The sequence below is a fragment of the Natrinema limicola JCM 13563 genome (assembly GCF_000337475.1).
Lineage (GTDB): Archaea > Halobacteriota > Halobacteria > Halobacteriales > Natrialbaceae > Natrinema > Natrinema limicola.
This window is the reverse complement of record NZ_AOIT01000052.1, coordinates 1-25344: the sequence shown is the minus strand read 5'-3', so window position 1 is coordinate 25344 and position 25344 is coordinate 1. Positions and strand designations below refer to the sequence as shown.

Below are 25344 nucleotides of genomic sequence, written 5' to 3'. Positions count from 1 at the left end.
TAATAACTCGTCTGCGAATACTTAGTGGTCAGTTCTCACTGAGCGTCCGCGCGACACGCTCTAAGATCGACACCGACTGATCGAACTCCGACAACGGGAGCCGTTCGTCGGGTGCGTGATCGAGGTCTGAGTTGCCGGGCCCGTAGGTAACCATCGGACAGTCCCAGGCCCCGGCGTAGATGTTCATGTCGCTGGTGCCGGTCTTTCGCACCAGACGCGGATCGTCGCCTTCCTTGCGGATGGCAACGCGGAACGCCCGGGCGACCTCCGTTCGCGGGCTCATCATCACCGGTGGCACCTTGTCCTTCCAGGTGACGGTCCCGACCTCGAGTTCGGCTTCGGCGGCTTCGCGAACGGTCTCGACGTCGAGCGCCGGCGGGACGCGCAACTGGACGTCCATCGTCGCCTCGACGGAGAGACCGTCCTCGCTGACGCCGCCTTCGATGTCGACCGGCTTGGTCGTCACTTGCTCGAAGACCGGTTCGTACTCGTCGCCTTCGAAGCGCTCCTCGACGGCCGACCACCAGCGAACGGCGTGTTGGATCGCGTTCGGGTCCGGCCGCGAGGTATGGCCGGACTCGCTTGTCGCGACGTACGTGCCGGCGATCAAGCCGCGATAGCCGAGCGTGATTCCGTCGGCTCCGGAGGGTTCGCCGTTGACGACGGCGTCCGGCGGGCTCTCCCGGTCGTCGACCAGATAGCGCGACCCCTTCGAGTCGACTTCCTCGCCGACGACACCGACGAAGGACACGCCGGTTCGGACGGCCGCAGCCGCCATCGCGGCGAGTGGGCCCGTCGCGTCAACGCTGCCACGCCCCCAGAGAATCTCGTCGTCGCCGGTGTCCTCGACCTCGACGGGAATGTCTCCCGGCACGGTGTCGATGTGGGAGGTCAGAAGGACGGAATCGTCCGCCGGCGCGCGGACGTTCCCGACCGCGTCGATCCAGACCTCACGGTCGTGGGCCTCGAAGAAGTCCACGAGTCGTTTGGCTGCCTCGCGTTCCTCGCGGGTCGGCGAGGGAATCGAGACGAGGTCGACCAGCAGGTCTCGAGCCTCCTCGAGCGAGACGTCCGTCGGATCGCCCGTGCTCGCGTTCATGATTCGGAGTCGGGTGAGATGACCGCGCCCAGCGCGTCCACGAGTTGGTCCGCCGCGTCGTCGTCGATCACCAGCGGCGGCAGCAGACGCAGGACGGTTCGACCCGCCGGCAGCGCCAGCACCTGGTGGTTCATCGCCAGGTCACGGGCGACGCGGTTCGCCCCGCGTTTCAACTCGATGCCGACGAGCAGTCCTTCACCGCGGATCTCGCGCACCTCGTCACCGAGCGTGGCCTCGAGTTCCGTCGTGAGATAGTCGCCCATCGCGGCGGCGTGGGCGGGCCACTCCTCCTCGACCAGCGTCGAAATCGTCGCGTGGACCGCCGCGGTGACGACGGGGCCGCCGCTGAAGGTCGAATTGTGCGAGGCCGCGCCGTCGGCGATCCAGTCTCGAACCGCGACGCCGCCGATCGGGAGGCCGTTGCCGAGGCCTTTTGCGGTCGTGAGGATATCGGGGGCAACGCCTGCGTTCTGGCAGGCCCACATCGACCCCGTCCGTCCCATGCCGGTCTGGACCTCGTCGAAGACCAGCGCTGCGCCGGCCTCGTCGGTGCATTCGCGGGCGGTCTCGAGGTAGCCCGCGGGCGGGACGTTGATCCCGCCTTCGCCCTGAATCGGCTCGAGGATTACGGCCGCGGTCTCGTCGTCCACGGCGTCAGCGAGCTCCTCGCCGTCGCCGTAGGGGACGAACTCCACGTCACCGGCAAGCGGCTCGAACGGCTTCTTGTACTTGTCCTTCCAGGTCGCCGCGAGCGACCCCATCGTCCGGCCGTGGAACGAGCGGGTCGCGGCGACGATCTTCGAGTTGCCGGTCGCCGACCGGGCGAACTTCAGCGCGGCCTCGTTGGCCTCGGTGCCGGAGTTACAGAACCAGGCCTGATCGAGCCCGTCGGGCGTCGACGCGACGAGCGCGGCGTAGGCATCCTCGCGCGACTGGACGGGATAGGACGAGTCGACGAATGTCAGATCGGAAACCTGCTCGGTGACGGCGTCGACGACGGCGGGGTGAGAGTGCCCGAGCGGCGTGCAGGCGTAGCTTGCCCCGGCGTCGATGTACTCCGTCCCGTCGGACGTGTAGAGGTACGGTCCCTCACCGCGCTCGATGCCGATCGGTTTGCTGCCAGAAACGAAATCGAAATCGCTCATTCTGCAGCCTCCGTTTCAGCGTCGTCTTCGTCTTCGAGCACGCCGGGCTCGAGGGTCGTCCCCTCGCCCGCAAGTGCGCTCGAGATTGGTTCGTCCGCGTTCGCGTCCGCAACGACGACCGAGGATGCGCCGCCCTCGAGTGCCTCCTCGGCGGCCATGACCTTCTTGGTCATGAAGCCTTCGGCAGCGTCTTTGACGCCAGCGAATTCCTCTGGCGTGGCAGCCGACTCGATCTTGGTCGCCTCGTCGTCGGGGTCCTCATAAACGCCCGAAACGTCGGTCAGCAAGACGAGGTCGGCCTCGAGTGCGCCGGCGATCGCGGCCGCGGCGCGGTCGGCGTCGGCGTTGACTGCGGTGTAGCCGCCCGACTTCTCCTTGCCGAGGATCGGAACCGAGACGACGGGGGTGTAGCCACCTGCGAGCGTCGTCTCGAGCAAGTCGGCGTTGACCGACTCGATTTTTCCCGAGTGGTCGCCGCGCTTGATCTTCTTCTTGCCGTCCTCTTTGACGCGGACGGCAGACTTGCGTTTGCCAGAGAGTAGTTTGCCGTCGGTGCCCGAGAGGCCGACTGCGTCGACACCCTCGTTGTGCAGACTCTCGACCAGATCGGTGTTGAGCTTGCCCGGCATCACCATCTTGAAAACGTCCATGGTGCGTTCGTCGGTAAAACGGCCGACGACGCCGCCGGGGGTCTCGACGTAGGTCGGCTCCTCGCCGAGTTCCTCTAAGGTCTCGTCGACGGCGGTCGAACCACCGTGGGTGAGCACGACGTCTTCGCCCTCGTCGACGAGGCTCGCGACGTCTGCGAGTGCGCCTTCGGGATCGACGGCGCGTGCGCCACCGATTTTGACGACTACCGTCATACTAGGGCGCCCCCACGGGGTGGAGCCCCGTAAACTCGAGTCCGGCCGTCTCCTCGAAGCCCAGCGCGATGTTGGCGGCATGAACCGCCTGGCCCGCGGAGCCTTTCATCATATTGTCGATCGCCGAGAAGACGACGATGCGTTTGTTCGACGGGTCGAGTTCGAAGCCGACTTCGGCGAGGTTGGTCCCCGCGACCGACTTCGGTTCTGGATAGCGGTAGACGCCGGAGCCGCCGGCGGCCATGCGGACGAACGGCTCGTCCTCGTAGCAGCCGCGATACGCTTGCCAGAGGTCGCCCTTCGAGACCGGACCCGACGGGAAGACGTGGCTCGTCGCGCTCGCGCCGCGGATCATGTCCACGGCGTGGCAGGTAAAGGACACCGAGGTGCCGAGGAACTGCTCGATCTCGGCTTCGTGGCGGTGGCCCGTCGGCGCATAGGGGCGAACGACGCCCGAGCGCTCAGGATGGCTCGAGGCTTCGCCGCCGCCGGCTCCCCCTTCCGAGGAACCGACTTTCACGTCGACGACGACCTGCTCGCCGCCCTCCAGGATGTCGTGTTCGAACAGCGGGTAGAGCCCGAGGATCGTCGCGGTGGCGTTACAGCCGCCGCCAGCGATCAGTTCGGCTCCTGCGAGATTCTCGCGGTTGATCTCGGGAAGCGCGTATTCGGCCTTTTCCAAGTACTCCGGTGCCTCGTGGCCGTCGTACCACTCGTCGTACTGGGCTTCGGTCTCGAGGCGGAAGTCAGCCGAGAGGTCCACGACCGTGTCGGCGATCTCGAAGAACTCGTCGATCTGGCCCATCGAGACGCCGTGTGGCGTCGCCGCAAAGAGGACGTCGACGGACTCGAGATCGTCGGGTTCGGTAAAGCGCAGGTCCGTCCCGCGAAGCGGCGGGTGGACGGAGCCGACGCTCTTGCCGGCTTTCGACCGGCTCGTGACCTCCGCGAGCTCGACGTTCGGATGGCCCTCGAGCAGGCGCAGGAGTTCGCCACCGGTAAAGCCGGAGCCACCGATGACGGTCGCGGTGACGGTGTCGGCCGCCATCAGGCGCTCACCTCGAGTTCCGGATCAGCTGCCTCGGCTTTCTGCTCGAGCCAGTCGACGACGGTGCCGGCGACGTCGGTCTCGACGGCCTCGTCGAGTGCTTTGAACTCGACGGTGTGGTTGACCTCGTGGACGGTGTAGGAATCACCGGTTTCCATGAGGTCGACACCCAACAGGCCGCCACCGACGGCGTCGCTGGCCTTTTCGACGAGGTCCAACGCGTCGTCGTCGAGGTCGAAGACGTCCGTCTCCGCACCCTTGGCGGCGTTGGTGATCCAGTGGTCCGACGAGCGGACCATCGCAGCGATCGGCTCGCCGTCGACTGCGAGTACGCGAATGTCGCGGCCCGGTTTCTCGACGAACTCTTGGACGTAGAACACTTTGTGCTCGTAGTGGCCAAGCGTTGCCTTGTGCTCTAAGATCGCCTCGGCGGCCGATTTGGAATCGATCTTGGCCATTAGACGGCCCCACGAACCCACGACGGGTTTGAGGACGCACGGATAGCCAAAGTCCTCGATGGCCTCCATCGCGGTCTCTTTCGTAAACGCGACTTTCGTCGCTGGCGTGGGAACGCCCGCTTGCTCGAGCGCGAGGCTGTTTTTAACCTTGTCGGCGCAGATGTCCGCAGTCTCGTGGCTGTTGACCACGGGAATCCCGTACGCCTCGAAGAACTGCGTGGCGTACAGGCTGCGACTCGTGGCGAGACAGCGGTCGACGACGATATCGAGATCGGCGAACGCCTCGGGAGCCTCCGAAATATCGAAGGTCTGCTTGCGAACGTCGATCTTCGTGACCTCGTGATCACGCTCGCGAAGCTCGTTCAGCAAGAGCTTCTCGTCTTTGCGAATCCGTGAATAGAGTATGCCTACGTTCACGCGAGCCACCTCTGAATGGCTGTGAGGAACTCGCTACGAGCCCCTCGAGTCGTGTAGACAGCGCGGGCCGGTGTCGCGCCCGTCTGCAAGGTCACTCACCCCAGTCCTCTTCGAGCTCGGGGGCTCGCTCGAGGACTGGCGGCTCGGTGTCGACGACTTCCAGCTCGGCACCACAGGTCGTACAGTCAACGATCTCTCCGACTTCCAGATCGTCGTGCAGGGACAGTTCAGCCCCACACTCGACGCATTCGGTCATTGTACTCGCACGTGGGGGCCGCGATCCCTTAAAGCCTTCGAACCTAACAGCAAAATTATACTAACTGCACTGCCCTCTAACGGACCGTAGACGTCATTTCACCGCAATTCTACTTTGACATATCATGAAGCGAGTAATTCATCCCCGTACGGGGATCGCCGTCGGAGTGGTCGGTCACCACTCCGAAACCTCGGCGGCCAAGCGACGCCCTCAGACATAGCCGTTCACCTCCGACCGGAGCGTCTCGTAGGCCGTCTCGAGCGCTGCGGTCACCTCGGCGTGTGCGTCGTCGTCAGTTGCGAGCGCCTCGCGGGCCGCCCCGAGTTGGTCGTCAACCGCCTCGGGGGCGGGACCGCCCTGGGAGTCACGGCTCGCGACGCTTTCGGCCGGGTCGAGTGCATCCGCGACGGCGTCGGGATCGACGTAGGCCTCGAGCGAGTCGCCGAGGACTTCTTGGGATGCAGCCTCGAGTGCGTCGTAGTCCGCACCGTTGTCAGCTGCGATCGCGACCAGTTCGTGTGCGGTGCGGAACGGCAGCCCGTTTGCAGCCAGCAGGTCCGCGACGCCGGTCGCCGTCGAGAAGCCCGCGCCGGCTTCCGCGGCCAGCGTCTCCTCGTTCCAGTCGGCCGTCGCGACCGCGCCTGCAGCGACCTCGCTGGCTTCCGTTACAGCGTCGACGGTCTCCCAGGCGTGGGTCGTCGCCCGCTGGAGGTCACGGTTGTACGCACGCGGCAGGCCCTTGAGCGTCGTCGTCAGCCCCTGGACGCTGCCGGCCGCATCGCCCGCGACCGCACGGACGAGTTCCAGTGTGTCCGGGTTCTTCTTCTGGGGCATGATCGACGACGTCGATGAATAGTCGTCCGACAGTTCGACGAAGCCGCGGTTCGCGAAGATGATGACGTCTTCTGCGAGCCCCGACAGCGTCGTCGCATGCGTTGACAGCGCCTGCACCGTCTCGAGCAGGAAATCCCGGCTCGAGGAGGCGTCCATCGAGTTTTCGACGACGCCGCCGAAGCCAAGCAGGTCGGCAGTGCGCTCGCGGTCGATGTCGAACGTCGTGCCCGCGAATGCTGCGCCACCCAGCGGCGACTGGTTGATCCGCGCGTAGGCATCACACAGGCGTTCGGTGTCGCGACGAACGGCTCCCTCGTAGGCCAGCGCCCAGTGGGCCACTGTGGTCGGCTGGGCGGGCTGGAGATGCGTGTAGCCGGGCATAATCGTCTCTTGGTGTTCGTCAGCCACGTCGACGAGTGACTCGCGTAACGCGAGCGTCGTCTCGATCGCCTCGAGAACGTCCTCGCGTAAGCGATAGCGGATGCAGGCCGCGACCTCGTCGTTGCGCGAGCGTGCGGTGTGCATCTTTCCGCCGTCCGCGCCGATGCGTTCGATGACGGCCGTCTCGATGGCTTCGTGAACGTCCTCGCCGTCGGGCAGCGAGCCGTGGCCGTCGACCTCGATCGCGTCGAGGGCGGTCAGGATCTCGCCGGCGACGTCGTCGTCGATGATCCCCTGTTCGGCGAGCATGACCGTGTGCGCGCGGTCGACCGCGAGATCTGCCCCGAAAATGCGTTCGTCCGCTGCAAGCGAGGAGAGGAAGCTCCGGGCAGGGCCGCCGCTGAAGCGGTCCCGGCGAACGACCCCCTCGTCGTCGGTGCCCCCATCAGTGAGGACGGGGCAGGACTCGCCACCGTCGGCTCGGCGATCCGACGAGGACTGCGGTCCAGTGGACCACTCGTCGCCGTGAGCGCTCTCCTCGGTCATGGTTACTCGTCGTCCTCGTCGTCGGCGTTCGCAGCGATCGCCTCGTTGGCGAGACGACGCTGGAAGCCGTGATACTTCGCGACGCCGGTGGCGTCTTCCTGCGTGATCTTGCCGACCGTCTCGGTGTCGAACGACGCGTGTTCAGCCGAGTAGGCCGCGAAGTCGCTCTCGCGAGCGACCGGACGGGCCTGGCCACCCTCGAAGCGGATCGTCACCGTACCCGTGACGCGTTTCTGGGTCTCGGCGATGAAGCCCTCGAGCGCGCTCACGAGCGGCGCGTCGATCAGGCCCTGGTAAGCCTTCTGGGACCACTGCTGGTCGATCTGGGTCTTGAACTGGCGCTCTTCCTGGGTGAGGACGAGACCCTCGAGGGCCTCGTGGGCGGCGAGCAGCGTCGTCGCGCCGGGGTGTTCGTAGTTCTCGCGGACCTTCAGCCCGAGAATGCGGTCTTCCATCATGTCGGTGCGGCCGACGCCGTAGCTGCCGGCGAGCTCGTTGAGATACTCGATGAGTTCGACCGGCTCGTACTCCTCACCGTCGACGGCGACGGGGTAGCCGTTCTCGAATGTGATGTCGATTTCCTCGGTCTCGCTGCCGGGCTCGTCGGTCCACGCATAGATATCACGCGGTGGGACGTAGCTCGGGTCCTCGAGATCGTCGCCCTCGACCGAGCGGCTCCAGATGTTGGTGTCGATCGACCAGTCGCCGCCACTACCACCCTCGACAGGGAGATCCTTCTCGGCGGCGTACTCCTGTTCCCACTCGCGGGTCAGCCCGAGTTCGCGCACGGGGGCGATGACCTCGAGATCGGAGTCACGCCAGACTGCCTCGAAACGAAGTTGGTCGTTGCCCTTGCCCGTACAGCCGTGAGCGATGCCAGTACAACCCTCTTCCTCTGCGACCTCGAGGATCGCCTCTGCGATCACCGGGCGAGCCAGCGCCGTTCCCAGCGGGTAGCCCTGGTAGGTCGCGTTCGCGCGAACGCTGTCAAGACAGAGGTCGGCGAACTCCTCTCGGGCGTCGACGACGTAGTGTTCGAGGCCGAGCGCTTCGGCGGTTTCCTCGGCCTCGTCGAACTCGGAGGCCGGCTGGCCGACGTCGACGGTAACGCCGATGACGTCGTCGTATCCGTATTCTTCCTCGAGCAGCGGGACACAGACAGTCGTGTCCAGGCCGCCCGAAAACGCAAGTGCCACGCGGGTCATATCGTACTCGAGTGAACTCACAGGACGGACTTAAGCTCATTGGTTTCAATCCCGCAAAATATCGATAGAGCGACTGCTAACCGAAAATACTGCAGTTTCGGGAACGTTGAAACGAACCGGATCAGGGAAGGAGTATAGTACGGGCTCAAAGGCCCGGTCGGAATCGCCGCGGTCGTCGCCGAGCGACGGTCCCGTCGGTACCGGAAAGGGCGAGCGTGGTGCCGACGGTCTGGCTCATTGTCTGAACACTGCGAACCCACGGTATTAAAACCTGCTACATCGCCGCCACAGGACGGGAACTTACTCGTCGTCGGGCAGTGACAAGACGTTCTCCCGACCGATACGGAAGACCTCGATTTCGTCGTCCTCGCGTAAGTCGCCGACGACCTGACTCGTTTTCGCCTCGGTCCAGTCCAGTTCCGAGACGACGTCCTGCTGTTTGATCCGCCCGCCGCGTTGCTCGAGCAGCCGCAACACCCGTTCTTCGTTGCTCAACAGTTCCGGCGGCGTCTCAGTCATGCTCGAGTCGGCAGCACTCGAGCCGTCTGCTCGCCACGCGACGTCGGTCTCGCCGTCGGTTCCACCACTACGGGGTCGATTGCGACTACGGAACCAGCCTGCGATGGCAACGGTTGCCAACAGGGCCAGCGCGAGAAAGACGATCACCCACGGCATTGGCGGGCCACCGTCAGCCGGCGTCTGCCCCGTCGCTGAGTCGCCGTTTTTGAGCAGCACGACTCGTGGCTGATCGTCGGGAAAGTTCGTCTCGCCCTCCCACTTTACCGAGCGATCGGATCGCTCGTCCGGCGATGGGTCCACCTGCGGCCCACCGTCGCTCTCGTAGACCGCGTACTCCTCCGGCCAGCGAAACTGTAACGTCGTCTCGTTGCTGAGCGTAAACCCGGACAGCGCAGCCCCCGCCTCGATCCGATTCAGTTCGACGTGGGCGAAGTTCGACCACTGGAAGGTGACCCTCGCGTGCCCGATCTCTTCGGGCTGAGGGTCCGTGTCCGTCTCGATCGAGAGGTTCGAGATATTCATCTCCCGGTCGGTCGCGTTTTCGCCCTTCGTGAGCGTCTCGTTCCATCCGCGTCGCTCCTCGGTGACGTACCACGTCGTGTTGTTCGAGATGTTTTCCGCCAGGGACTCCCACTCCGCCATCGATCCGTTTTCATCGGGATAGAACTGGTAGTCCGTCGTCACCTGCGCGGAGCCGTTCCCAGCGATAAAAACGTCAATATGGATCCGATCAGCGTCCTCGAGTTGCACGGAGCCGTTCGTGTCCGCGCCACCATCGTCCGCTTGGACCTGTCGCATCACTGTCTGCGTCCCAGCATCCGCTGTCACAGGCACCACTGGGGCGTACGCACCCGAACACGCAACCACCACGAGCAGGCAGACCAGGGCTCGCAGCCCCTTCACCTCCATTACGGACATATGTCATGGCCATCTAAATAGGTCTTTCCGACACAGTAACGGTGTATTTTTCATACATTCGCTATGATATGAGCATATATGTCTGACATTCGCGGCGAACTTGAGGTCGAGACGCTGCTAAAACTCGTCCTCGGACTGATCGCCGTCTTGCTCGTCCTCAAAATTGTGGAGACAATCGTCAGTGGGCTCGCCTGGCTGCTCGGTCCGTTCGTCGTGGTCGTCCAACTCGCGGTTGCCATCCTGATCGTGCTCTGGTTGCTCGACCGCATCTAAAGTGGTCAAAAGCGGGCTGTCGGGCCCGAAACCACCAGACTGATAGCCACCTCGGCCCAATATCGACCGAAGTGTACAGCGTCAACGTCCCGGTCCCCGGTCGCGTCCGTCAGCTCGCGGATCGCCTCTATCCCGAGCTGGTCGGCTTCGAGACCGTCCGCGAGGACCACTCGTGTCTGCTCAAGCGACTCGGCGAGGCCGATCACGTCGCACAGCTGCAACACCGCGCCCACCGCGCGCTCGAGGGCGCACCCGCCGTCGAGGCCGAAATTACAGGCATCGACTACTTCGAGGACCCACCACTGGGATCAGCTCCCGTCGTCTACCTGGCCGTCGAGAGCCCCGGACTCGAGGGCATCCACGCCGATCTCACCGAGGCATTCGAGGTCGTCGAGGGACTCGAGGGTGCGGACTACGTTCCCCACGTGACGCTCGCCCGTGGGGGCGACGTCGAGACGGCGAAGCGGCTGGCCGACCGCGAGATCGACCCCGTCCGGTGGACGGTCAGCGAACTCGAGTTCTGGGATGGCACCTACAAGCTGCCAGTGAGTCGCGTCTCCTTGCCGTCGTGACCGGCGGAGGCAGTCGGCAGCGAGTTCAGTTCAGGGAGCCGGCGGCTCGCCGTCGTACGCGTCGTGGTCGCCGTAGAAGTTGCGCATCGCGAACTTGAGTTTGTCAGGTTCGATGTCGATCAGTTCCTCGCGTTCCTCGTGGGGAAAGATCCCGTTGACGCTGTACTTGCCCAGCTCCGATTTCGCCCGCCGCGAGTAGCGTCGATCGAGCAGCGCGCGGACGCCGACTTCCTCGGGTGAGCGGATGACCCGCCCGAGCGCCTGTCTTGTCTTGCGAACCGTCGGGATCTCGACGGCGTAGCGCCAGCCGGTGTCGGTGCCGTCGAAGGCGGCGTCGTAGGCCTCTTGGACGGCCTCGGCTCGGTCGTCCAGATGTGGATACGGGACACCGACGACCAGTACCGTATGCGCGTCGTCGCCGTCGAAACTCACACCCTCCGCGAGGGTGCCCCACAGCGAGGTACACAACACCGCGTCGTCGTCCCCGATGAACTGCTGGCGAAGGTCTTCGACGGACTGGCCCGGCTCGTCGACGTACACCGATCGGTCGCTTCGGCCCGCGATCCGGTCGGCGTACCGGCTGGCCTCGCCATAGTTGGGGAAGAACGCGAGCGTGTTGCCGGGCGTCATCCGGACGGCGTCGTGGATCGTTTCGGTCACCTCGTTCTGGACCACGGGATCGTCGCGATCCGACGAGAACAGCGGCGGCGTCTCGACAGCATACGTCCGGCGGTTTTCCTCGGGGAAGCCGAGTCCGTAGGCCATCGTCACAGCGTCCTCGAGTCCCAGCACGTTCTCGGTTACCTCGAACGGCTGGATGGTCGCGCTCATCAGGACTGTCGCATGAACCTCCTCGAACAGCCGTCCAGTCACCTGCCGCGGGAGGCAGGTATAGAGCTCCGCACGGCCGTAGACCTCGTCGGTGCCGGCGTCGCGCGTAACGGAGACGACCGGGTAGAGTCCCTCCTTCGAGCCCTCGTTCATCCACGCGCTGACAAAGGCCGCGGCCTGTAGGGTCTGACACTCAGTGCGCGTGGCCGTCTCGCCCTCCCGATACGCTTCCTCGTACTCCTTATCTAACTCCTGCCCGAGTTGCATCGCAGCCTCGAGGTCCTCGCTGATCCCCCGTCCGGAGTAGCGCTGGAGGAACTCGAGGGTTAGATCGTCCTTGCGGTCGTCGTTTTCGATCGGGACGTCCTCCCAATTTTCGCTGATCTGCTCGCGTTCGCCGAAGCCAAAGGAGTCCTCGTAGGTTTCGACCAGTGCGCGGTGAAAGGCCGAGAGGACGTTCGCGGCGTCGTCCGCGCGTGGATCGTCCGTGTCGGCGAGTTCGTCCAGCGCCGAGTCGAACGTCCGCTCCGAACAAGTCCGGGTGGCGTGCTCTCGAGCGGCGTCTTCGACGTTGTGGGCCTCGTCGAAGACGGCGATCACGTCCTCGGGGTCGCGACCCAGCCACCGGAAGAACTGCTCGCGGATCGTCGAATCGAGCAGGTGGTGGTAGTTACAGACGACGAGATCGACACCCTCGATGCCCTCCTTTAAGAGTTCGTACCCACAGAGTTCCTGCCGGTCGGCGTACTCGTAGATCTCATCGGGCGTACGAACGTCCTCGAAAAGCCACGCGAAGAAGTCGTCGGTATCTACGGTCAGGTTGTTCCGATAGTAGTCACAGACGTTTTGCTCCTCGAGATCGTCGAGTCGCTCTTCGATATTCTCGAGTTCGTCCATCACCGCCGATCGGGCGTCGGCAGCCGCACCGTCGCCGTCCTGACTTTCGGCCAGCAGTTCGCGCTGGCGGCGCTCGAGTTGGGCGCGGTCGCGTTCGGCGTCGACGAGGGCGCGGGTGTTGTCCCGCAGGGCCTGACACTCCTCGTAGCCGACGTCGATGTGACACATCGAGGACTTGCCTTTGAAGACGACCGCACGAATCTGTTCTTCGCGCGTGATCGCGCGGGCCTCGGCGACGAACTGGCGCATCTGCTGGTGGACGTTCGTCGTGATGACGACTGTCTTGTCCTGCTCGCGGGCGACTTCAAGCGCCGGCACCAGCGACGAGAGGGTCTTGCCGGTCCCACAGGCTCCCTCGAAGAGGACGTTCTGGCCCCGCGTGAGGGCGTTGTGGATGCGGTCCATCGCCTCGCGCTGATTCTCGTACGGCCGGTCGTACGGGAAAAAGCGCAGATACCCGGTCTCGGACACAGTCCGTGAGTGGTTCGTGCTGCGATAAAAACGTTCGTCTCGATTCGATCGTCGCTCCCCGATCGGCTGAGGGCACGGACCTCATTCGACCGGCCGGCAACCGCGCGGTCTAGGGCCATATATCTCGAGACGCTGCCTCCGGTATGGCAATCCCTGGATACGATGCCAGTACCGTCGCGGAATATAGCCTCGAGCAGGTGGGTGCCCGCGTCGCCGTCGTGGCGAACGTGGTCCCGGAGGCGTTCGGGCTCGCCGAAAGCGACAGCGAGGTGCTGGCGGCTGCGCTGAGTGCGCCCGTCGACCTCGTCGCGTGCGACGAGCTTCGAGCGGTCGAGGCGATCCGGATCACACTCGATTACGATCCGACAGCGCTGCCACCCGGTGCGAGTCCGACGGACGTCGCGGTCGCCGTCGAAACCGGAGCGGGGCGACGGCGACTTCACTCGACAGTGGATCTCGAGGAAACGACGGTCACGGCAGTGCTGAACGACCGGCCGCCGGGATCGACGGTGGTCGCCGTCTACGACGACCGGAACGAGAAAACCGGCGACTAGGTAGCGCGGGCATCGCTACGCTTCAGGTTCGACGTAGACGCGCTGTATCTGGTCGTCGTGGGCTTTCAGAGCACGCTCGAGGTCGGTAATGCGGTCGTCGATCGTCTCGGCATCGAGATCGGGCTCGAAGGCCACGTCGGCGGTGACGAGCAGTTCTTCGGCCCCGAAGTAGACGGTTCGGAAGTCGACGAGGTCGGTGACGCCGTCCCAGTCCGTGACGATCGCCCGCAGTTCGTCCTCGTCGTCTTTCGGGAGACTCTCCCCGAGGATGAGGCGCTTGTTCTCCCAGGCCAGCGCGATAGCAAAGCCCATGAGCAAGAGCCCGATGACGAGTGCGGCACCGGCGTCGTACATCGGGTTTCCAGTGGTCCGGGTCAGGTAGATCCCCAGCAGTGCGATGCCCGCACCCGCGAGCGCGATCGTATCTTCGGTGAGTGCAGTCAGGGTCGTCACGTCGCTGGTCTTCCGGAAGGCCTCACGGAGACTCGTCCAGCCGTACTCGTCCATCTGGCGGCTGATTCCTTGATAGGCCTTCCAGAGCGCGTAGGACTCAAAAGCGATCGCCCCGAGCAACACGGCGTAGTTGACGTAGACCGGGTCGAACGTCTGCCCGAGCAGCGTGATGTCCTCGCTGGCGCGGTGGACACCACCCTCTTGCAGCGCACTGTAGCCGTGGCGGGCGCTCTCCCAGCCGGCGATGCCAAAGAGCATGACGCTGACCAGCAGGCTATAGAAGAACTGGGCCTTGCCGTGGCCGAACGGGTGCGACCGGGTCGCCTCCTGTGCCCCGTACTTGATCCCGACCAGCAGGAAGACCTGATTGCCCGTATCCGAAATAGAGTGGTACGTCTCCGAGAGCATCGCAGGGCTGCCGGTCAACAGAAACCCGCCGAACTTCAACACCGCGATCGCACCGTTTGCGAACAGCGCGGCGAGCACGACGGAGGTACTACTGGCCATCGCCGACGACTACGGAGGGGACGCCCAAAAGTGTAAGCCGTTCTAGAGCCGGCCACGGCCGTCCCAATGGCGAAAACGGCGTTGCATCACCCGGCTGCGAACAGCAGCGATCGCATCCGAAAGGAACCTGTCACTGCCGAGCCAACTGCGACCATGATCGCGATCTTCTCGGACACGCACAGTCGACAGGGCCACGAACTCGAGGGCGAGGCCCTGACCGCGGCCCGCGAAGCCGACACCGTCGTTCACGCGGGCGATTTCACGAGTGAAGCAGCACTCGAGGCCTTCCAGGAGGAGTGTGATCGACTCTTCGCGGTCCACGGAAACGCCGACAGCGCCGCAGTTCGGGAGCGCCTGCCGACGGCTCGCGTCGTCGAGGCGGGCGGCGTTCGCATCGCTGTCACCCACCGACAGGACGGCGGCGAGACCGGACTCGCGATGTTCGGCCGCTCGCGCGGTGCCGACCTCGTCGTCTTCGGACACAGCCACCGGCCGACGGTCGTCGAGACCGACGATGTCACGCTGCTCAATCCTGGCAGTCACGCCGATCCACGCGGGAACCGGCCTGGATTTGCCGTCCTCGAGGACGGCGACGGCGGCGGGTTCGACGGGACGGTCCGGCAGCCAGACGGAACACCGATCGAGTCGTTCGAGGTTCGGCCGGCGTGACGTGAGGCACAGAAACGGATGGCGAACGCGGACATGACGGCACGCGATTCGGACTGGGGGACGACGCCAGCGGGGAGCGACGCGAGGGCGATGTCAGAGGGTGCCGGCCGTCACGACGAATCTGGGGGGCAGGCAGCCGTCGCACGGCCGGTGTGTCGCAGGGAGGGCGACAGGCCTCGAGCACGAGGTCGCCACGGAGGGCGTGTCAGCCGACTCGAGGCCTACGTGGACGAACGGAACGCACCACGTTATAGTCGGCGCAAGCTGAAATTCCGATTTTAGTTACAGAGGTGCTGGTACGGATACAACCGCCCGAGGTCGAAACGGTTAACCACAGTGACAGTGTAGCGGCCGCGTATGCTGGATACCATCATCGGCCTCCTCCCCGACGACCCCGTCATCATCGCGGTCGTCGCCATTTTGCTGTCGCTGGTCTTTTTCGCGTATCTCCTTTTGCGACGAACCGTCCTCGAGTTCCGCGATGGGATGCGCGGCGAGCGCTGAGACGGGCTGACAGTCGTCCGTCCGAGCCGATCCGACTCGAGTCCGTCGCGTCGCCGATTGTCCGCATCACGAACCGTTTTTTCCTTCCCTCGTCAATACCGGAGCATGGACCCACGCATTCGGGAACACGCCGAGATCATTGCTAACCACTCGGTCGATCTGGAGGAGGGTGACAACGTTATCATCGACGCCCATCCGGTCGCCGAGGACCTGGTCGTCGCGCTCCACGAAGTGATCGGCGAGAAGGGGGCAAACCCCGTCACCACGAGTCAGCGAACCGGCAAGCGCAGCCAGCGGGCCTTCCTGCGGGCGTCCGACGGCGAGTTCGAGACGCCCGAGCACGAACGCGCGCTCGTCGAGCACAGCGACGTCTACATCGCGATCCGGGCCAGCGACAACGTCACCCAGACCAGCGACGTCGACCCCGAGATCAGCGCCGCCTACCAGCAGGCTCACCGGCCCATCTTGAACGAGCGGCTCTCAAAACGCTGGTGTCTCACACAGTTCCCTGCGCCCGCCAACGCCCAGCTCGCAGAGATGAGCACCGAAGGCTACGAGAACTTCGTCTGGGACGCGGTCAACAAAGACTGGGAAGCCCAGCGCGAACATCAAGAACACATGGTCGAGATCATGGACCCTGCCGACGAGGTCCGCATCAAAAGCGGCGACACGACCGACGTGACGATGTCCGTCGATGGCAATCCGACGCTGAACGACCACGGCGAACACAACCTCCCCGGCGGCGAGGTCTTTACTGCGCCTCAGCCTGACAGCGTCGAGGGCGAGGTCCTGTTCGACATGCCGCTGTACCATCAGGGTCGCGAGATCACGGACGTCTCCCTCGAGTTCGAGAGCGGCGAGGTCGTCGACCATTCGGCGGCGAAAAACGAGGAGGTCCTCACGGAGGTCCTCAACACCGACGACGGTGCGCGCCGACTCGGAGAACTGGGTATCGGCATGAATCGCGACATCGATCAGTTCACCTACAACATGCTCTTCGACGAGAAAATGGGCGACACCGTCCACATGGCCGTCGGTCGGGCGTACGACGACACCGTCGGCGAGGACAACGAACAGAACGAGTCGGCAGTCCACGTCGACATGATCGTCGACATGAGCGAGGATTCGTTCATCGAGGTCGACGGCGAGGTCGTCCAGCGTGACGGGACGTTCCGATTCGAAGACGGGTTCGAGGAGTAGCGCGGTTCGAAGCGAACGACGTGAGCGAGAACCGCGAGACGCGACGCGCTCCGTTCTCGAGGCAGTTTTATCGAACCGTTTTCACGTGAGACGCGAGCCGCGAAGCCGATCGGTCGCCATCGGGCGGGTTTATGGTCCTGAAACGCCGATCACAGGTATGGCAATACTCGTCGCGTACGACGGTTCCGCGCCCGCACAGAAGGCAGTCGAACACGCGTTCACCACGTATCCCGACGAAGAGATCGTGTTGCTGCGCGTCATCGAAGCGGCTGACGGCTCCACGGGAGCCGGGATCATGGCCGCACAGGAGATGTTCCGGGACCGCGAGGAGGAAGTCTCCAAGGAACTTCCAGCGGAGATCCGAGAAATCGTCAGTGACCCGGACATCGACTTTCGGACCGAAACCGCCGTTGGCAAGCCCGCACGCGAGGTCGTCCGCTTTGCGGAGGACAACGACATCGACCACATCATCATCGGGAGCCACGGCCGGTCCGGGCTCTCGCGGGTCCTGCTCGGCAGCGTCGCGGAGAAGATCGTCCGTCGTGCACCCATCCCGGTGACCGTCTTCCGCTGACTGCCCTGAATCTCGAGCGTTGTCACAATCAGTCGTCGACGAGGGCCGCAACCATTTCTGAGACGATCGCGAGTTCGTCCTCGGTGATGCCGTGGCCCATTCCCTCGTAGAGCCGTTTCGTCACGTCGCCATCCATCGACTCGAAGACGGCAGCCGTCTCGTGGACCCGTTCTTCGGGAATATGAGGGTCGACATCGCTACAGCCCAGAAAGATCGGCGTCCCCTCGAGATCGCCGGGATACTCGTCGTCCAGTTGGTCGCCGATGAGCCCCCCACTGAGCGCGGCCAAGCCACCGTAGCGGCGCGGATTGCGCGCGAGATACTCGCTGGCGAGACAGGCACCCTGCGAGAAGCCGATGAGCATGACCCGCTCGGTCGGAATTCCTGCGTCATTGGCCGCGTCGATCGCGTCGCTGATCGCCTGCAAACCCGAACGACGGCCGGGCTCGTTGCGCTCGACGGGTTCGAGAAACGAGTTCGGGTACCACGTCCGGCGAGCCGCCTGCGGGGCGAGGGCGGCGACTCCTTCTTGTCCGACCTCGTCGGCTAACTGAATCATCCCGCCGGCGGTCGCACCGCGACCGTGAGTGCAGACGAGTGCCGCCTCGGCGTCTTCGCGGTCGGTCCCGCCGGTGACAAGTTGCTGGCCCTGATGGGGACCCTCGACGCGCTCGCCGGCGCTCATTCGAGACCACCGACGCCGGCGCTGGCGTCGGGCAGGTCGTGTTCGACGACCTCGAGGCCGACGGCCTCGATTGCCCCGCGGAGGTGTTCGTCTTTGGCGTAGTCAGCCCCGTCTGCCTCGCGAAGTTCCTGTGCCTTGGCGAGCACTTCGCCCCGGCGGTCGTCTGGAACCTCGTATTTGTCCGTCGAGAGTTCGATCACGAGGCCGTTGTTGTCGCGGGTGTAGATCGAGTGGAAGATCCCCCGGTCGAAGACGTTGTAGCCGTGGCCAGCGTCCTCGAGTGCCTGCATCGTGTCCTCATACTCGTCGGGGTCGATACTGAAACAGAGGTGATGCACCGCGCCAACGCCGGCGCGCTGACCGCGGGCGGACGGACGGTCATCGCTGACGAAGAAGGTCAGGATGCGACCGTCGCCTGTATCGAAGAACAGGTGGGTCTGTGAGGGATCGTCGAGGTTCGGCTGGCGCAACACCAGCGGCATGCCGAGCAGATCTTGGTAGAACTCGATCGTGTCTTCCTCGTTGGACCCCCAGATGGTGATGTGGTCGGTTCCCGTCGTGTGGACGAGGCTGTCGGGCAGTTCGTGCGTGACTGGCGTGGGTTCGTCGTGAGACATAGTGGGTACGTTGTGTGAGTCGGTTCGATCGGTACGAGTCGGCTGGCGTCGCGGTTACTCCGCGACGTGTTCGCCGAAGACGCGCTCGGCGTCGGCAGGGACGTCGAAGTCGTGGTAGTGTTCGCCCTTCACCGTCGAGAGAATGTTGAGCGCCGCAGCGGCACCGTCGCCCACGGAGATGGCGGCCTGCCACTCCTCGGGGCGAACCATCGCGCCGGTCGCGTACGCGCCCTCAACGCTCGTCTCCATGTCGACGCCGACATCGATGGTGTCGTCATCGGCGAACGCACAGCCAAGGTCGTCGGCGAGGTCGCGATTCGCGCCGGTCGCGAGCACGACGAAATCGGCTTCGTATTCACCGTCCTCAGTTTCGACGCTAAATCCGTCGTCGGACTCGCTGACCGCGGTCACTGCCTCGTCCTGCCGGCGATCGACACCGAAGTCGTCGACCTGCTGGCGGGCCGTCGCCATGAACTCGCTGCCGCCGACCGAGCCGATGCCGAGGTAGTTGAACAGGTGGGCCTTGTGCATCCACGTCTCGTCGGTGTCGAACACCGTCGTCTCGAGGCCGTTTTTCGCCGTGAAGAGGGCCGCACTCAGTCCGGCGGGGCCGCCGCCGATAACGATCACCGATACGTCGTCCGAAGTCGTCTCGTCGCTCATTTGTAGTTACACAATGTTACTGCAGACGTATCAATCTAGCAGCGACCCCGAAGCAACCACGTAACACCGATGTTAGTGGCTCAGATCGGGCCGACGACGAGTATCGTCGGCCCGGCGACGACGGCGAGCCCCTGTCGAAGCGTCAGGCCACGCGCCGCGGCGATCGCGTGGGCCCACAGATAGCCCGACCAGAGCGTACAGCCCACGCCGACGACGGTCGCCGCAGCGAACAGCGGCTCGAACGCGGGCGGCGACGCGTAGAGCCGTGCCGGAACCGTGACCCCGATCCGCCAGCTCTCGGTCGGCATCGCCGGAAACGCAGCCAACAGCGCCGCGAGTGTGACGCCGTTTGCGAGAAGCTGGGGAACGAACCCCCAGGCGACGAGACTCACCGTTCGGTCGACGCCTGATTCGCTCGCGATCGGCCACGACAGCAGGTAAAACAGCGCCGCAAACGCGATCCAGGCGACCAGCGGCACCGCGAGCACCGACACAAGGAGAATCGCCACGAGTCCCGGGATGGACACCTCCCAACCGGACACGACATATCGGATCGGCGGCAACGCATCGAAGACCACCTCGTCGGGGATCACCAGCGACTCGAGCAGCGAAAGCACCGGTGGGATCACCCCCAGACACATCGCTCCGGTCGCGATGAGCACGCCGACCGACTGCGAGAGCGGCGGCACTTCGGCGTCGAAAAACGCCGCCGGATCGACGAGGAGCTGCCACAGGCGACTATCCATACGGTCGTGTTGATGGCTTGAATATTGAGAGTTTGTGCTCGAGCAGACAGACACAGGCGCAAAGTCAGTCGACGAGTGTCTCAGCGGCCGTTCTCCCCTCCGATGTAGATACCCCAAGTCGATGTGAGACGGCTACGGTAGCGGTGTTTTAGGTGTACAAAAATAATCCTTTGCAGTCAGCTCAGATTTTTAGGCTGCCAAAAACATTATTTTCCGATTCTGAAAGCTCTTTTAGGGAAGGACGTTAAGGGTAGTATACGGATGGAGAACGTGATACTAGTGTTCGTCGCGGGGCTGATCACCGCGATAGCCACGGGGATCGGTGCGCTGCCGTTTTTCTTTATCGACGACTTTAGCGACCGATGGAACGTCGGCCTCTGGGGGATCGCATCGGGCATCATGGTCACAGTGTCGGTGTTCGGCCTTATCGACGAGGGGCTGGCGTCCGCGTCGGATGGCTTCCCCACGATGATGGTCGGTGGCCTGCTCGCCGGCGTTGTACTGGTTGAAGTCGGCGACCGGGTGCTTGATCGCGTCGACATTGGCGACGACGTCGAGCACGACCACGGCGAGCCGACCGTCAGCGACGACACAGAGGCGATACAGACCGACGGTGGGAGTCACGCACACGACGACCACGCACTGGAGGCAAAAGCAGTCGCAGAGGGGAACCCGAAAACCCTCCTGCTCATCCTCGGTATCCTCACGATCCACAGTTTCCCGGAAGGTGTCGCCGTCGGCGTCTCGTTCGCCGAACTGGGCATGGACGGCGGGCTGTCGGCCCTCGGGTTCTCGATCCCGATCCTCGCCGTCTTCATGACGATCGCGATCTCGATTCACAACATCCCGGAAGGGACCGCCATTGCCATCCCGATGCGAGCGATGGGACTCTCGAACTGGCGGATGGTCGGCGCAGCGATCTTCTCGAGCCTCCCACAGCCGATCGGTGCCGTCATCGCCTACGCGTTCGTCTCGTGGGCCCAGTCGTTCCTCCCGTTCGGCTTCGGCTTTGCCGCTGGCGCGATGGTCTACCTCGTCGCCACCGAGTTCATCCCCGAAGCGATTGAGACCGGGTCGGACCTGCCGAATCACGGCTACCGAGAGCTGGTCGCCGGTTTCGGCGTCGGGGTCCTCGCGATGCTGCCGCTGGTAACGCTGTAACTCGTCTGCGCTGAGTCGGGAGTTTGCGACTTTCTTTTGCGCGTTCATGGTTTTTTCAGAGCGTGTTCAGCGCCATGCAGCGGGCGGCAACCCGCCTTGGCATAATATTTTCTGAGCTTGTCGTTCCAATTGAAACGGTGAGAGTCCGTTGGGTGACTCTCTTGTACACTTCCAAACCGATAATCGCACGACGACGCGGCGATGTTCAAGTGTAACCGTTCAACCACTCTCTTTTCCGATAGTGAACACTGGCCCACCGCTCACTGCTCGCTCCCGATCGGGAGCGGAGCGACTGATGGGCTATTGGTGCGAGTCCAGTGGAGGGTTATATAACGGCGCGCGATGCGCGTAGTTCACTGTGAACCGCCCGAAGCTGGCTGATCACTTCGAGACTGCTGTTGAAAAACGAATTATCGAGAAGCAGTAGTTCGGCCGCGGACGTGCGGGCTGACATCGAGACAGAGATCATCGTGAGACTCGATAGGGTAAACTTGACAAAATACATTTTCTAATTTGCAGAATACCAACTCAGACACTCATAAGTATAACAGATGAATATAGAAGAGTCATATGAACAACTATTTTTCTATCTGAGTTTTTCACTTCCACTCCGGTACCGAGGTGTTTATACTCGAAACTTCCGTAGTAGTGATATGTCTCAATCAAAGGGTTACCAGAGAGAGCGAGAGCTCGTAAATCTATTTGATCAGTCTGGTTACGCCGCTACACGTGTGCCTAATTCAGGAGGAGGGACCCAGCGACCATTACCAGATGTTCTTGCTGGAGATGGCACAATCCAATATGCTATTGAGGCAAAGGCTAGAAAAAATGGAGTGATCTACCTGACGGGGTCTGAAGTGGAAGATCTAGTGTGTTTTTCTCTAAAATTTGGAGCAAGGCCGCGAATCGGTATCCGTTTTGATTATGAAGATTGGTTCTTCTTTCACCCAGGAGACCTTCATATGACCGATGGTGGGAATTATAGAGTAAAGCGTGAAACTGCAGTTGAATATGGAACTAGTTTTGACGATCTATGTTCACAAACGCCAGAGTTTGTTAGCGCTACTAACAAATAATCTGGGTATTGGATTGTTCTGATCTGTACCCTTGTTTCGCGTTGATAAACTTGAAATCTGCGCGCGGAGGTGGGACGGTGTGATTTTTTGGCGCTGTCGCCGTGGCGACACCCGCCAAGGGGTTTTCGCGCTTCACGCGAACCGACCCCGCCGGCGTCGCGGTGCGATTGCGCTGCCGACCCCGGCATTCGAGGGCCTCTGCGGCAATCGTCGAGACGTTCTCGAGGCTGTCGGACTTCAGCCGTACCATGATCGATGGGATTTGAACCACGCCGTCGGCTCGCTGTTGCTCGCCGCCGTCTGGTTCAACTCCATCTCAGTGTACTGCTGTCGCTCACGAATTGTTCACGACAGCAAGCGGGCACGATGGGATTTGAACCCACGACCGTCGGATTAGAAGTCCGACGCTCTTTCCGGACTGAGCTACGTGCCCTCGAGTCAAAATCCACGACGGAACAGTATAAGCGGTTGGGATTCCGGCTACAGCGGGCCAACACCGACACACGGACGGAGCCTCGAGCGACGAACACAGCGTTTATGCACGTCTCGCCGGTACGTTCCCTCGATGCACGTCATCGGAACGGTGGGACTGCCCGGTAGCGGCAAGGGCGAGGCTGCCACCGTCGCACGCGAGGACGGAATCCCGGTGGTGACGATGGGCGACGTCGTCCGCCAGGAGACGGCCGACCGCGGGCTCGATCCCACGAAAGACCACGGGACGGTCGCACAGGCGCTGCGCGAGGAAAACGGCCCGACGGCGATCGCCGAGCGATCGCTGCCGATGATCGAGGACCGCCTCGAGAATCACGAGACGGTGCTGGTCGACGGCATCCGATCGGGTGTCGAGGTCGACGTCTTCGAGGAGGCCTTCGGCGACGCGTTCACGCTGGTCAGCATCGAAGCCCCCTTCGAGGTGCGGGCCGAGCGGATCGACGACCGCGGCCGGGACGCAAGCGCCGCCGAAGGTGGCGAGGACCTGGCTGCCCGCGACGAGCGCGAGCGCGGCTTTGGGATGGACGACGCGATGGATCGCGCCGATATCGTCGTCGAAAATACCGACTCGCTCGAGGCGTTTCACGACCGGATCCGATCGATCATTCGCGGGACCGACGACGAAAAACGTGCGGAGGCCGAAGCAGACCCATGAGCGAGATTTACCGCGTCGACGTCGAGGTGACGGCACCGGTCTACGACACGGAGGTTACGAGTCGCGTGATCGATGCCGTCGCGAATATCTTTCCGAACGCCGACATCGACGAGGAGTTCGGCGAGGTTTGCGGCGAGGCCCACGCGATGGACCACTTCTCGGAGTTGCTCCACCGCCAGGAGATCCTCGATACCGCCCGCGGCGAATTCTTTTCTAATCGTGATGGCGATAGTTTCTCCTTCGCACTGAAAAAGCAGGCTGCCTTCGAGGACCACGTCAATTTCTCGGTCGGCGAACCCGACGAACTCGGCGAGATCGCCGTTCGCGTCCGGGTCGACGAGCCGAGCCTCGAGGAGTACGTCGACCATATCGCGCCGCCGACCGAAGACGGTCGGCCGGTCGACGCCTGATACGGTCTGCTGTAACTGTGTACCGGTGCAATCGCAGGACGGTCGCGGTTACACCGGCACTGATTTACAGGAATCCGTATAAGCCGGCTGCTGTACCGCGTTCCCGGCCCACTCACACGGCTGTTCGGGCGGTCCGGCGCTGACCGGCTCGAGCCGCCTGAATCGATGCTGCGTCGCCACGTACAGTGTCGTGACTGTCAGCCTGCACGATACGACAGAACGGGGCCACAATGACTGATAGGGGTCGGTGACGTATTGTCGTCAAATGCACGACACGATACCGGTCGCCGAGATCATGGTCGAAGACGTCGTCACCGCGCCGCCGGATGCGACTGCGACCGATGCAGCGACGCTGTTACGCGACGAGGGCGTCAGTTCGGTGATCGTGGCTCGAGCCGGTGAGCCCGTGGGGATCGTCACGGAAGGCGACTTCGCGACACAGTTGTGTGAACGACAGGATCTCGGCCACGTCGACCTGTCGGCGGTCATGTCGACACCGCTGACGACGGTCGAGTCGACTGCATCCATCGTCGACGCCGTCGAGTTGTTGCAGTCGTCGCACATCGAACACCTGCCGGTCGTCGACGCTGCCGATGCCAACGGCGCGCTCGAGGGTATCATCACGACGACGGAACTCTCCTACTACGTGCCACACCTGGCCCACGGGTCAAGTCGACTCGAGGCTGCGCCGACGCGCCGACAGGTCAGGACGGACACGAAATACGAGCGCGACGACTGGGCGTTCGAGTACCACAGTGCAGACGAGTCGACCGTCTCGGTCGGCGACGTCGCACAGTTCTCGAAGTCGATCGACGACGACGATGTCGAGGCGTTCGCGGACGTGACCGGCGACACCAATCGGCTCCACCTCGAGGCGGCCTACGCCGCCGAGACTCGGTTTGGCGAACGAATCGTCCACGGCGTCCTCGCGAACGGGCTGATCAGTGCGGCGCTCGCCCGGCTCCCGGGACTGACGATCTATCTCTCACAGGAGAGTAGCTTCCGCGCACCGCTTTCGATCGGGGACCGTGCCACCGCCGTCTGCGAGGTCGTTGAGGATCTCGGCCGGTCGAAATATCGGATCGAGACCATTGTGCTAGACGGCAACGAGACGACGGTGCTGGACGGGAGCGCCGTCGTCCTGATCGACAAGCTGCCGCCGATGGCGACCCACGAACGCGACGCGCCGGCGACCGGCTCATCCGACTAGTCGGGACAGTTCTGGACTGCCTCGAGTTCGGCTTCGCCCGTGGATTGGTGGGTTCTGGCGGTCGGGTCGCCGTCTGCCGCGGCGGCCGCTCCGTCCGCAAACGACGTTGCCGCGTCGGTGAGGTGTCGGTTCTGGCAGCTGGCCGTCTCGAAATAGTCGTCGAGCCCGTCGGGAGCGTCGGTCCGGCCGGACTCGAGTCGCTCGAGCGACGTCGAAAACGTCGACTCGGCGGTCTCGAACTCAGCCTGTGCAGCCTCGTAGTCGCCGCTGTCGACGTGCGATTGCCCGCGCTCGAGCGCGCCATACCCATCATCGGCGTCTAGCGTCGCGTCATAGGACCCGGCGAGCGTCTCCAGTGCCGCCACGACGTGACCGAGCGTGGCCGCGCCGTCTTCGAGGGCTGTCTCTTATACACATCTCTGATGGCGCGAGGGA

The 25344-nt window shown here is 63.6% G+C and carries 28 protein-coding genes and 1 tRNA gene; 12 read left to right on the top strand and 17 right to left on the bottom strand.

Going from position 1 to position 25344, the window contains the following annotated elements:
• Positions 1-28 precede the first annotated feature (28 nt).
• From C476_RS13365 to C476_RS13325, 9 genes are all read right to left on the bottom strand, one after another.
• The gene (locus tag C476_RS13365; protein WP_008013854.1) at positions 29-1099 is read right to left on the bottom strand and encodes a [LysW]-lysine hydrolase; all 1071 of its coding nucleotides are present in this window, start codon (positions 1097-1099) and stop codon (positions 29-31) included.
• The gene (locus C476_RS13360) at positions 1096-2244 is read right to left on the bottom strand and encodes an aspartate aminotransferase family protein (protein WP_008013852.1); all 1149 of its coding nucleotides are present in this window, start codon (positions 2242-2244) and stop codon (positions 1096-1098) included. The genes C476_RS13365 and C476_RS13360 overlap by 4 nt, the downstream gene beginning before the upstream one ends.
• Positions 2241-3107 carry an acetylglutamate/acetylaminoadipate kinase gene (locus tag C476_RS13355; protein ID WP_008013850.1) on the bottom strand — a complete coding sequence of 289 codons (867 nt, stop codon included), beginning with the start codon at positions 3105-3107 and terminating at the stop codon, positions 2241-2243. Before C476_RS13355 ends, C476_RS13360 begins: the two co-directional genes overlap by 4 nt.
• Position 3108: 1 nt before the next feature.
• Positions 3109-4155, bottom strand: a complete 1047-nt coding sequence (gene argC / locus C476_RS13350; RefSeq protein WP_008013849.1) for an N-acetyl-gamma-glutamyl-phosphate reductase — start codon at positions 4153-4155, stop codon at positions 3109-3111.
• The gene (gene lysX, locus C476_RS13345) at positions 4155-5030 is read right to left on the bottom strand and encodes a lysine biosynthesis protein LysX (protein WP_008013847.1); all 876 of its coding nucleotides are present in this window, start codon (positions 5028-5030) and stop codon (positions 4155-4157) included. Before lysX ends, argC begins: the two co-directional genes overlap by 1 nt.
• A 91-nt stretch (positions 5031-5121) precedes the next feature.
• Entirely contained in the window at positions 5122-5286 is a 165-nt protein-coding gene (gene lysW / locus C476_RS13340; protein ID WP_008013846.1) for a lysine biosynthesis protein LysW, read from the bottom strand.
• A 210-nt stretch (positions 5287-5496) separates the two neighbouring features.
• Positions 5497-7047, bottom strand: coding sequence for an argininosuccinate lyase (gene argH / locus C476_RS13335; protein ID WP_008013845.1), 1551 nt, complete (start codon positions 7045-7047; stop codon positions 5497-5499).
• Positions 7048-7049: 2 nt separating this feature from the next.
• Positions 7050-8252 (bottom strand): argininosuccinate synthase, encoded by a 1203-nt coding sequence (locus C476_RS13330; protein ID WP_049911858.1) that lies wholly within the window; start codon positions 8250-8252, stop codon positions 7050-7052.
• 300 nt (positions 8253-8552) lie between these two features.
• Complete coding sequence (locus C476_RS13325) at positions 8553-9680, bottom strand: helix-turn-helix transcriptional regulator (protein WP_049911857.1); 1128 nt, start codon at positions 9678-9680, stop codon at positions 8553-8555.
• Positions 9681-9767: 87 nt separating this feature from the next.
• Between C476_RS13325 and C476_RS13320 the strand changes: the two genes are divergently transcribed.
• Together C476_RS13320 and C476_RS13315 are read left to right on the top strand one after the other, a co-directional pair.
• Complete coding sequence (locus C476_RS13320; RefSeq protein ID WP_008013842.1) at positions 9768-9962, top strand: DUF7554 family protein; 195 nt, start codon at positions 9768-9770, stop codon at positions 9960-9962.
• A gap of 71 nt (positions 9963-10033) precedes the next feature.
• Positions 10034-10534 carry a 2'-5' RNA ligase family protein gene (locus C476_RS13315; protein ID WP_008013841.1) on the top strand — a complete coding sequence of 167 codons (501 nt, stop codon included), beginning with the start codon at positions 10034-10036 and terminating at the stop codon, positions 10532-10534.
• Positions 10535-10564: 30 nt separating this feature from the next.
• Here C476_RS13315 and C476_RS13310 read toward each other — a convergent pair whose 3' ends face one another.
• A complete protein-coding gene (locus C476_RS13310; protein WP_008013840.1) occupies positions 10565-12733 on the bottom strand; it encodes an ATP-dependent DNA helicase in 2169 nt (722 codons plus the stop codon).
• Between the two features lie 143 nt (positions 12734-12876).
• On the opposite strand from C476_RS13310, the gene C476_RS13305 reads away from it, so the two are divergent.
• On the top strand, positions 12877-13287 hold the full coding sequence (locus C476_RS13305; RefSeq protein WP_008013838.1) for a hypothetical protein: 411 nt from the start codon (positions 12877-12879) through the stop codon (positions 13285-13287).
• A gap of 15 nt (positions 13288-13302) precedes the next feature.
• On the opposite strand, the gene C476_RS13300 is transcribed toward C476_RS13305, so the two are convergent.
• Positions 13303-14247, bottom strand: a complete 945-nt coding sequence (locus C476_RS13300; protein WP_008013836.1) for a cation diffusion facilitator family transporter — start codon at positions 14245-14247, stop codon at positions 13303-13305.
• Positions 14248-14400: 153 nt separating this feature from the next.
• Between C476_RS13300 and C476_RS13295 the strand changes: the two genes are divergently transcribed.
• The 4 genes from C476_RS13295 to C476_RS13285 all read left to right on the top strand — a co-directional run bounded on the left by C476_RS13295 (position 14401) and on the right by C476_RS13285 (position 17194).
• Positions 14401-14916: a metallophosphoesterase gene (locus C476_RS13295; protein WP_049911862.1), complete on the top strand. Its 516-nt coding sequence runs from the start codon at positions 14401-14403 to the stop codon at positions 14914-14916.
• Between the two features lie 357 nt (positions 14917-15273).
• Entirely contained in the window at positions 15274-15420 is a 147-nt protein-coding gene (locus C476_RS18995) for a DUF7859 family protein (RefSeq protein WP_008013832.1), read from the top strand.
• A 105-nt stretch (positions 15421-15525) separates the two neighbouring features.
• A complete protein-coding gene (locus C476_RS13290) occupies positions 15526-16620 on the top strand; it encodes an aminopeptidase (RefSeq protein ID WP_008013830.1) in 1095 nt (364 codons plus the stop codon).
• Positions 16621-16777: 157 nt separating this feature from the next.
• On the top strand, positions 16778-17194 hold the full coding sequence (locus tag C476_RS13285; RefSeq protein WP_008013829.1) for a universal stress protein: 417 nt from the start codon (positions 16778-16780) through the stop codon (positions 17192-17194).
• A 28-nt stretch (positions 17195-17222) separates the two neighbouring features.
• Here C476_RS13285 and C476_RS13280 read toward each other — a convergent pair whose 3' ends face one another.
• The 4 genes from C476_RS13280 to C476_RS13265 all read right to left on the bottom strand — a co-directional run bounded on the left by C476_RS13280 (position 17223) and on the right by C476_RS13265 (position 19905).
• Positions 17223-17879 (bottom strand): alpha/beta hydrolase, encoded by a 657-nt coding sequence (locus tag C476_RS13280; protein ID WP_008013827.1) that lies wholly within the window; start codon positions 17877-17879, stop codon positions 17223-17225.
• Complete coding sequence (locus C476_RS13275) at positions 17876-18496, bottom strand: VOC family protein (protein ID WP_008013824.1); 621 nt, start codon at positions 18494-18496, stop codon at positions 17876-17878. Before C476_RS13275 ends, C476_RS13280 begins: the two co-directional genes overlap by 4 nt.
• A 54-nt stretch (positions 18497-18550) precedes the next feature.
• A complete protein-coding gene (locus tag C476_RS13270; RefSeq protein WP_008013823.1) occupies positions 18551-19159 on the bottom strand; it encodes an NAD(P)/FAD-dependent oxidoreductase in 609 nt (202 codons plus the stop codon).
• An 80-nt stretch (positions 19160-19239) separates the two neighbouring features.
• Positions 19240-19905 carry a YIP1 family protein gene (locus C476_RS13265; protein WP_008013821.1) on the bottom strand — a complete coding sequence of 222 codons (666 nt, stop codon included), beginning with the start codon at positions 19903-19905 and terminating at the stop codon, positions 19240-19242.
• A 261-nt stretch (positions 19906-20166) separates the two neighbouring features.
• Here C476_RS13265 and C476_RS13260 point away from each other — a divergent pair, with 261 nt between their 5' ends.
• Complete coding sequence (locus C476_RS13260; RefSeq protein WP_008013819.1) at positions 20167-21066, top strand: ZIP family metal transporter; 900 nt, start codon at positions 20167-20169, stop codon at positions 21064-21066.
• Between the two features lie 653 nt (positions 21067-21719).
• The gene (gene hjc / locus C476_RS17890; RefSeq protein ID WP_008013817.1) at positions 21720-22142 is read left to right on the top strand and encodes a Holliday junction resolvase Hjc; all 423 of its coding nucleotides are present in this window, start codon (positions 21720-21722) and stop codon (positions 22140-22142) included.
• 358 nt (positions 22143-22500) lie between these two features.
• Here the strand turns inward: hjc and C476_RS13255 are convergent.
• Positions 22501-22575, bottom strand: a tRNA-Arg gene (locus tag C476_RS13255).
• Positions 22576-22707: 132 nt separating this feature from the next.
• On the opposite strand from C476_RS13255, the gene C476_RS13250 reads away from it, so the two are divergent.
• The 3 genes from C476_RS13250 (at position 22708) to C476_RS13240 (ending at position 24909) form a co-directional block, all read left to right on the top strand.
• The gene (locus tag C476_RS13250; RefSeq protein ID WP_008013813.1) at positions 22708-23289 is read left to right on the top strand and encodes an AAA family ATPase; all 582 of its coding nucleotides are present in this window, start codon (positions 22708-22710) and stop codon (positions 23287-23289) included.
• Positions 23286-23699 (top strand): RNA-binding domain-containing protein, encoded by a 414-nt coding sequence (locus C476_RS13245; protein ID WP_008013811.1) that lies wholly within the window; start codon positions 23286-23288, stop codon positions 23697-23699. Before C476_RS13250 ends, C476_RS13245 begins: the two co-directional genes overlap by 4 nt.
• A gap of 265 nt (positions 23700-23964) precedes the next feature.
• Positions 23965-24909, top strand: a complete 945-nt coding sequence (locus C476_RS13240; RefSeq protein WP_008013809.1) for a CBS domain-containing protein — start codon at positions 23965-23967, stop codon at positions 24907-24909.
• On the opposite strand, the gene C476_RS13235 is transcribed toward C476_RS13240, so the two are convergent.
• On the bottom strand, positions 24906-25274 hold the full coding sequence (locus tag C476_RS13235; RefSeq protein WP_008013807.1) for a hypothetical protein: 369 nt from the start codon (positions 25272-25274) through the stop codon (positions 24906-24908). The genes C476_RS13240 and C476_RS13235 overlap by 4 nt on opposite strands.
• Positions 25275-25344 lie beyond the last annotated feature (70 nt).

Bases quoted from the DNA above. Each gene is read 5' to 3' on its own strand.
- C476_RS18995 (WP_008013832.1), top strand. From the start codon at position 15,274: ATGCTGGATACCATCATCGGCCTCCTCCCCGACGACCCCGTCATCATC.
- argH (WP_008013845.1), bottom strand. From the start codon at position 7,047: ATGACCGAGGAGAGCGCTCACGGCGACGAGTGGTCCACTGGACCGCAG.
- C476_RS13265 (WP_008013821.1), bottom strand. From the start codon at position 19,905: ATGGATAGTCGCCTGTGGCAGCTCCTCGTCGATCCGGCGGCGTTTTTC.
- C476_RS13360 (WP_008013852.1), bottom strand. From the start codon at position 2,244: ATGAGCGATTTCGATTTCGTTTCTGGCAGCAAACCGATCGGCATCGAG.
- lysW (WP_008013846.1), bottom strand. From the start codon at position 5,286: ATGACCGAATGCGTCGAGTGTGGGGCTGAACTGTCCCTGCACGACGAT.
- C476_RS13250 (WP_008013813.1), top strand. From the start codon at position 22,708: ATGCACGTCATCGGAACGGTGGGACTGCCCGGTAGCGGCAAGGGCGAG.
- C476_RS13245 (WP_008013811.1), top strand. From the start codon at position 23,286: ATGAGCGAGATTTACCGCGTCGACGTCGAGGTGACGGCACCGGTCTAC.
- C476_RS13240 (WP_008013809.1), top strand. From the start codon at position 23,965: ATGCACGACACGATACCGGTCGCCGAGATCATGGTCGAAGACGTCGTC.
- C476_RS13325 (WP_049911857.1), bottom strand. From the start codon at position 9,680: ATGGAGGTGAAGGGGCTGCGAGCCCTGGTCTGCCTGCTCGTGGTGGTT.
- C476_RS13290 (WP_008013830.1), top strand. From the start codon at position 15,526: ATGGACCCACGCATTCGGGAACACGCCGAGATCATTGCTAACCACTCG.
- C476_RS13280 (WP_008013827.1), bottom strand. From the start codon at position 17,879: ATGAGCGCCGGCGAGCGCGTCGAGGGTCCCCATCAGGGCCAGCAACTT.
- C476_RS13305 (WP_008013838.1), top strand. From the start codon at position 12,877: ATGGCAATCCCTGGATACGATGCCAGTACCGTCGCGGAATATAGCCTC.
- C476_RS13355 (WP_008013850.1), bottom strand. From the start codon at position 3,107: ATGACGGTAGTCGTCAAAATCGGTGGCGCACGCGCCGTCGATCCCGAA.
- hjc (WP_008013817.1), top strand. From the start codon at position 21,720: ATGTCTCAATCAAAGGGTTACCAGAGAGAGCGAGAGCTCGTAAATCTA.
- C476_RS13270 (WP_008013823.1), bottom strand. From the start codon at position 19,159: ATGAGCGACGAGACGACTTCGGACGACGTATCGGTGATCGTTATCGGC.
- C476_RS13285 (WP_008013829.1), top strand. From the start codon at position 16,778: ATGGCAATACTCGTCGCGTACGACGGTTCCGCGCCCGCACAGAAGGCA.
- C476_RS13365 (WP_008013854.1), bottom strand. From the start codon at position 1,099: ATGAACGCGAGCACGGGCGATCCGACGGACGTCTCGCTCGAGGAGGCT.
- C476_RS13295 (WP_049911862.1), top strand. From the start codon at position 14,401: ATGATCGCGATCTTCTCGGACACGCACAGTCGACAGGGCCACGAACTC.
- C476_RS13260 (WP_008013819.1), top strand. From the start codon at position 20,167: ATGGAGAACGTGATACTAGTGTTCGTCGCGGGGCTGATCACCGCGATA.
- C476_RS13275 (WP_008013824.1), bottom strand. From the start codon at position 18,496: ATGTCTCACGACGAACCCACGCCAGTCACGCACGAACTGCCCGACAGC.
- C476_RS13330 (WP_049911858.1), bottom strand. From the start codon at position 8,252: ATGACCCGCGTGGCACTTGCGTTTTCGGGCGGCCTGGACACGACTGTC.
- C476_RS13320 (WP_008013842.1), top strand. From the start codon at position 9,768: ATGTCTGACATTCGCGGCGAACTTGAGGTCGAGACGCTGCTAAAACTC.
- C476_RS13300 (WP_008013836.1), bottom strand. From the start codon at position 14,247: ATGGCCAGTAGTACCTCCGTCGTGCTCGCCGCGCTGTTCGCAAACGGT.
- argC (WP_008013849.1), bottom strand. From the start codon at position 4,155: ATGGCGGCCGACACCGTCACCGCGACCGTCATCGGTGGCTCCGGCTTT.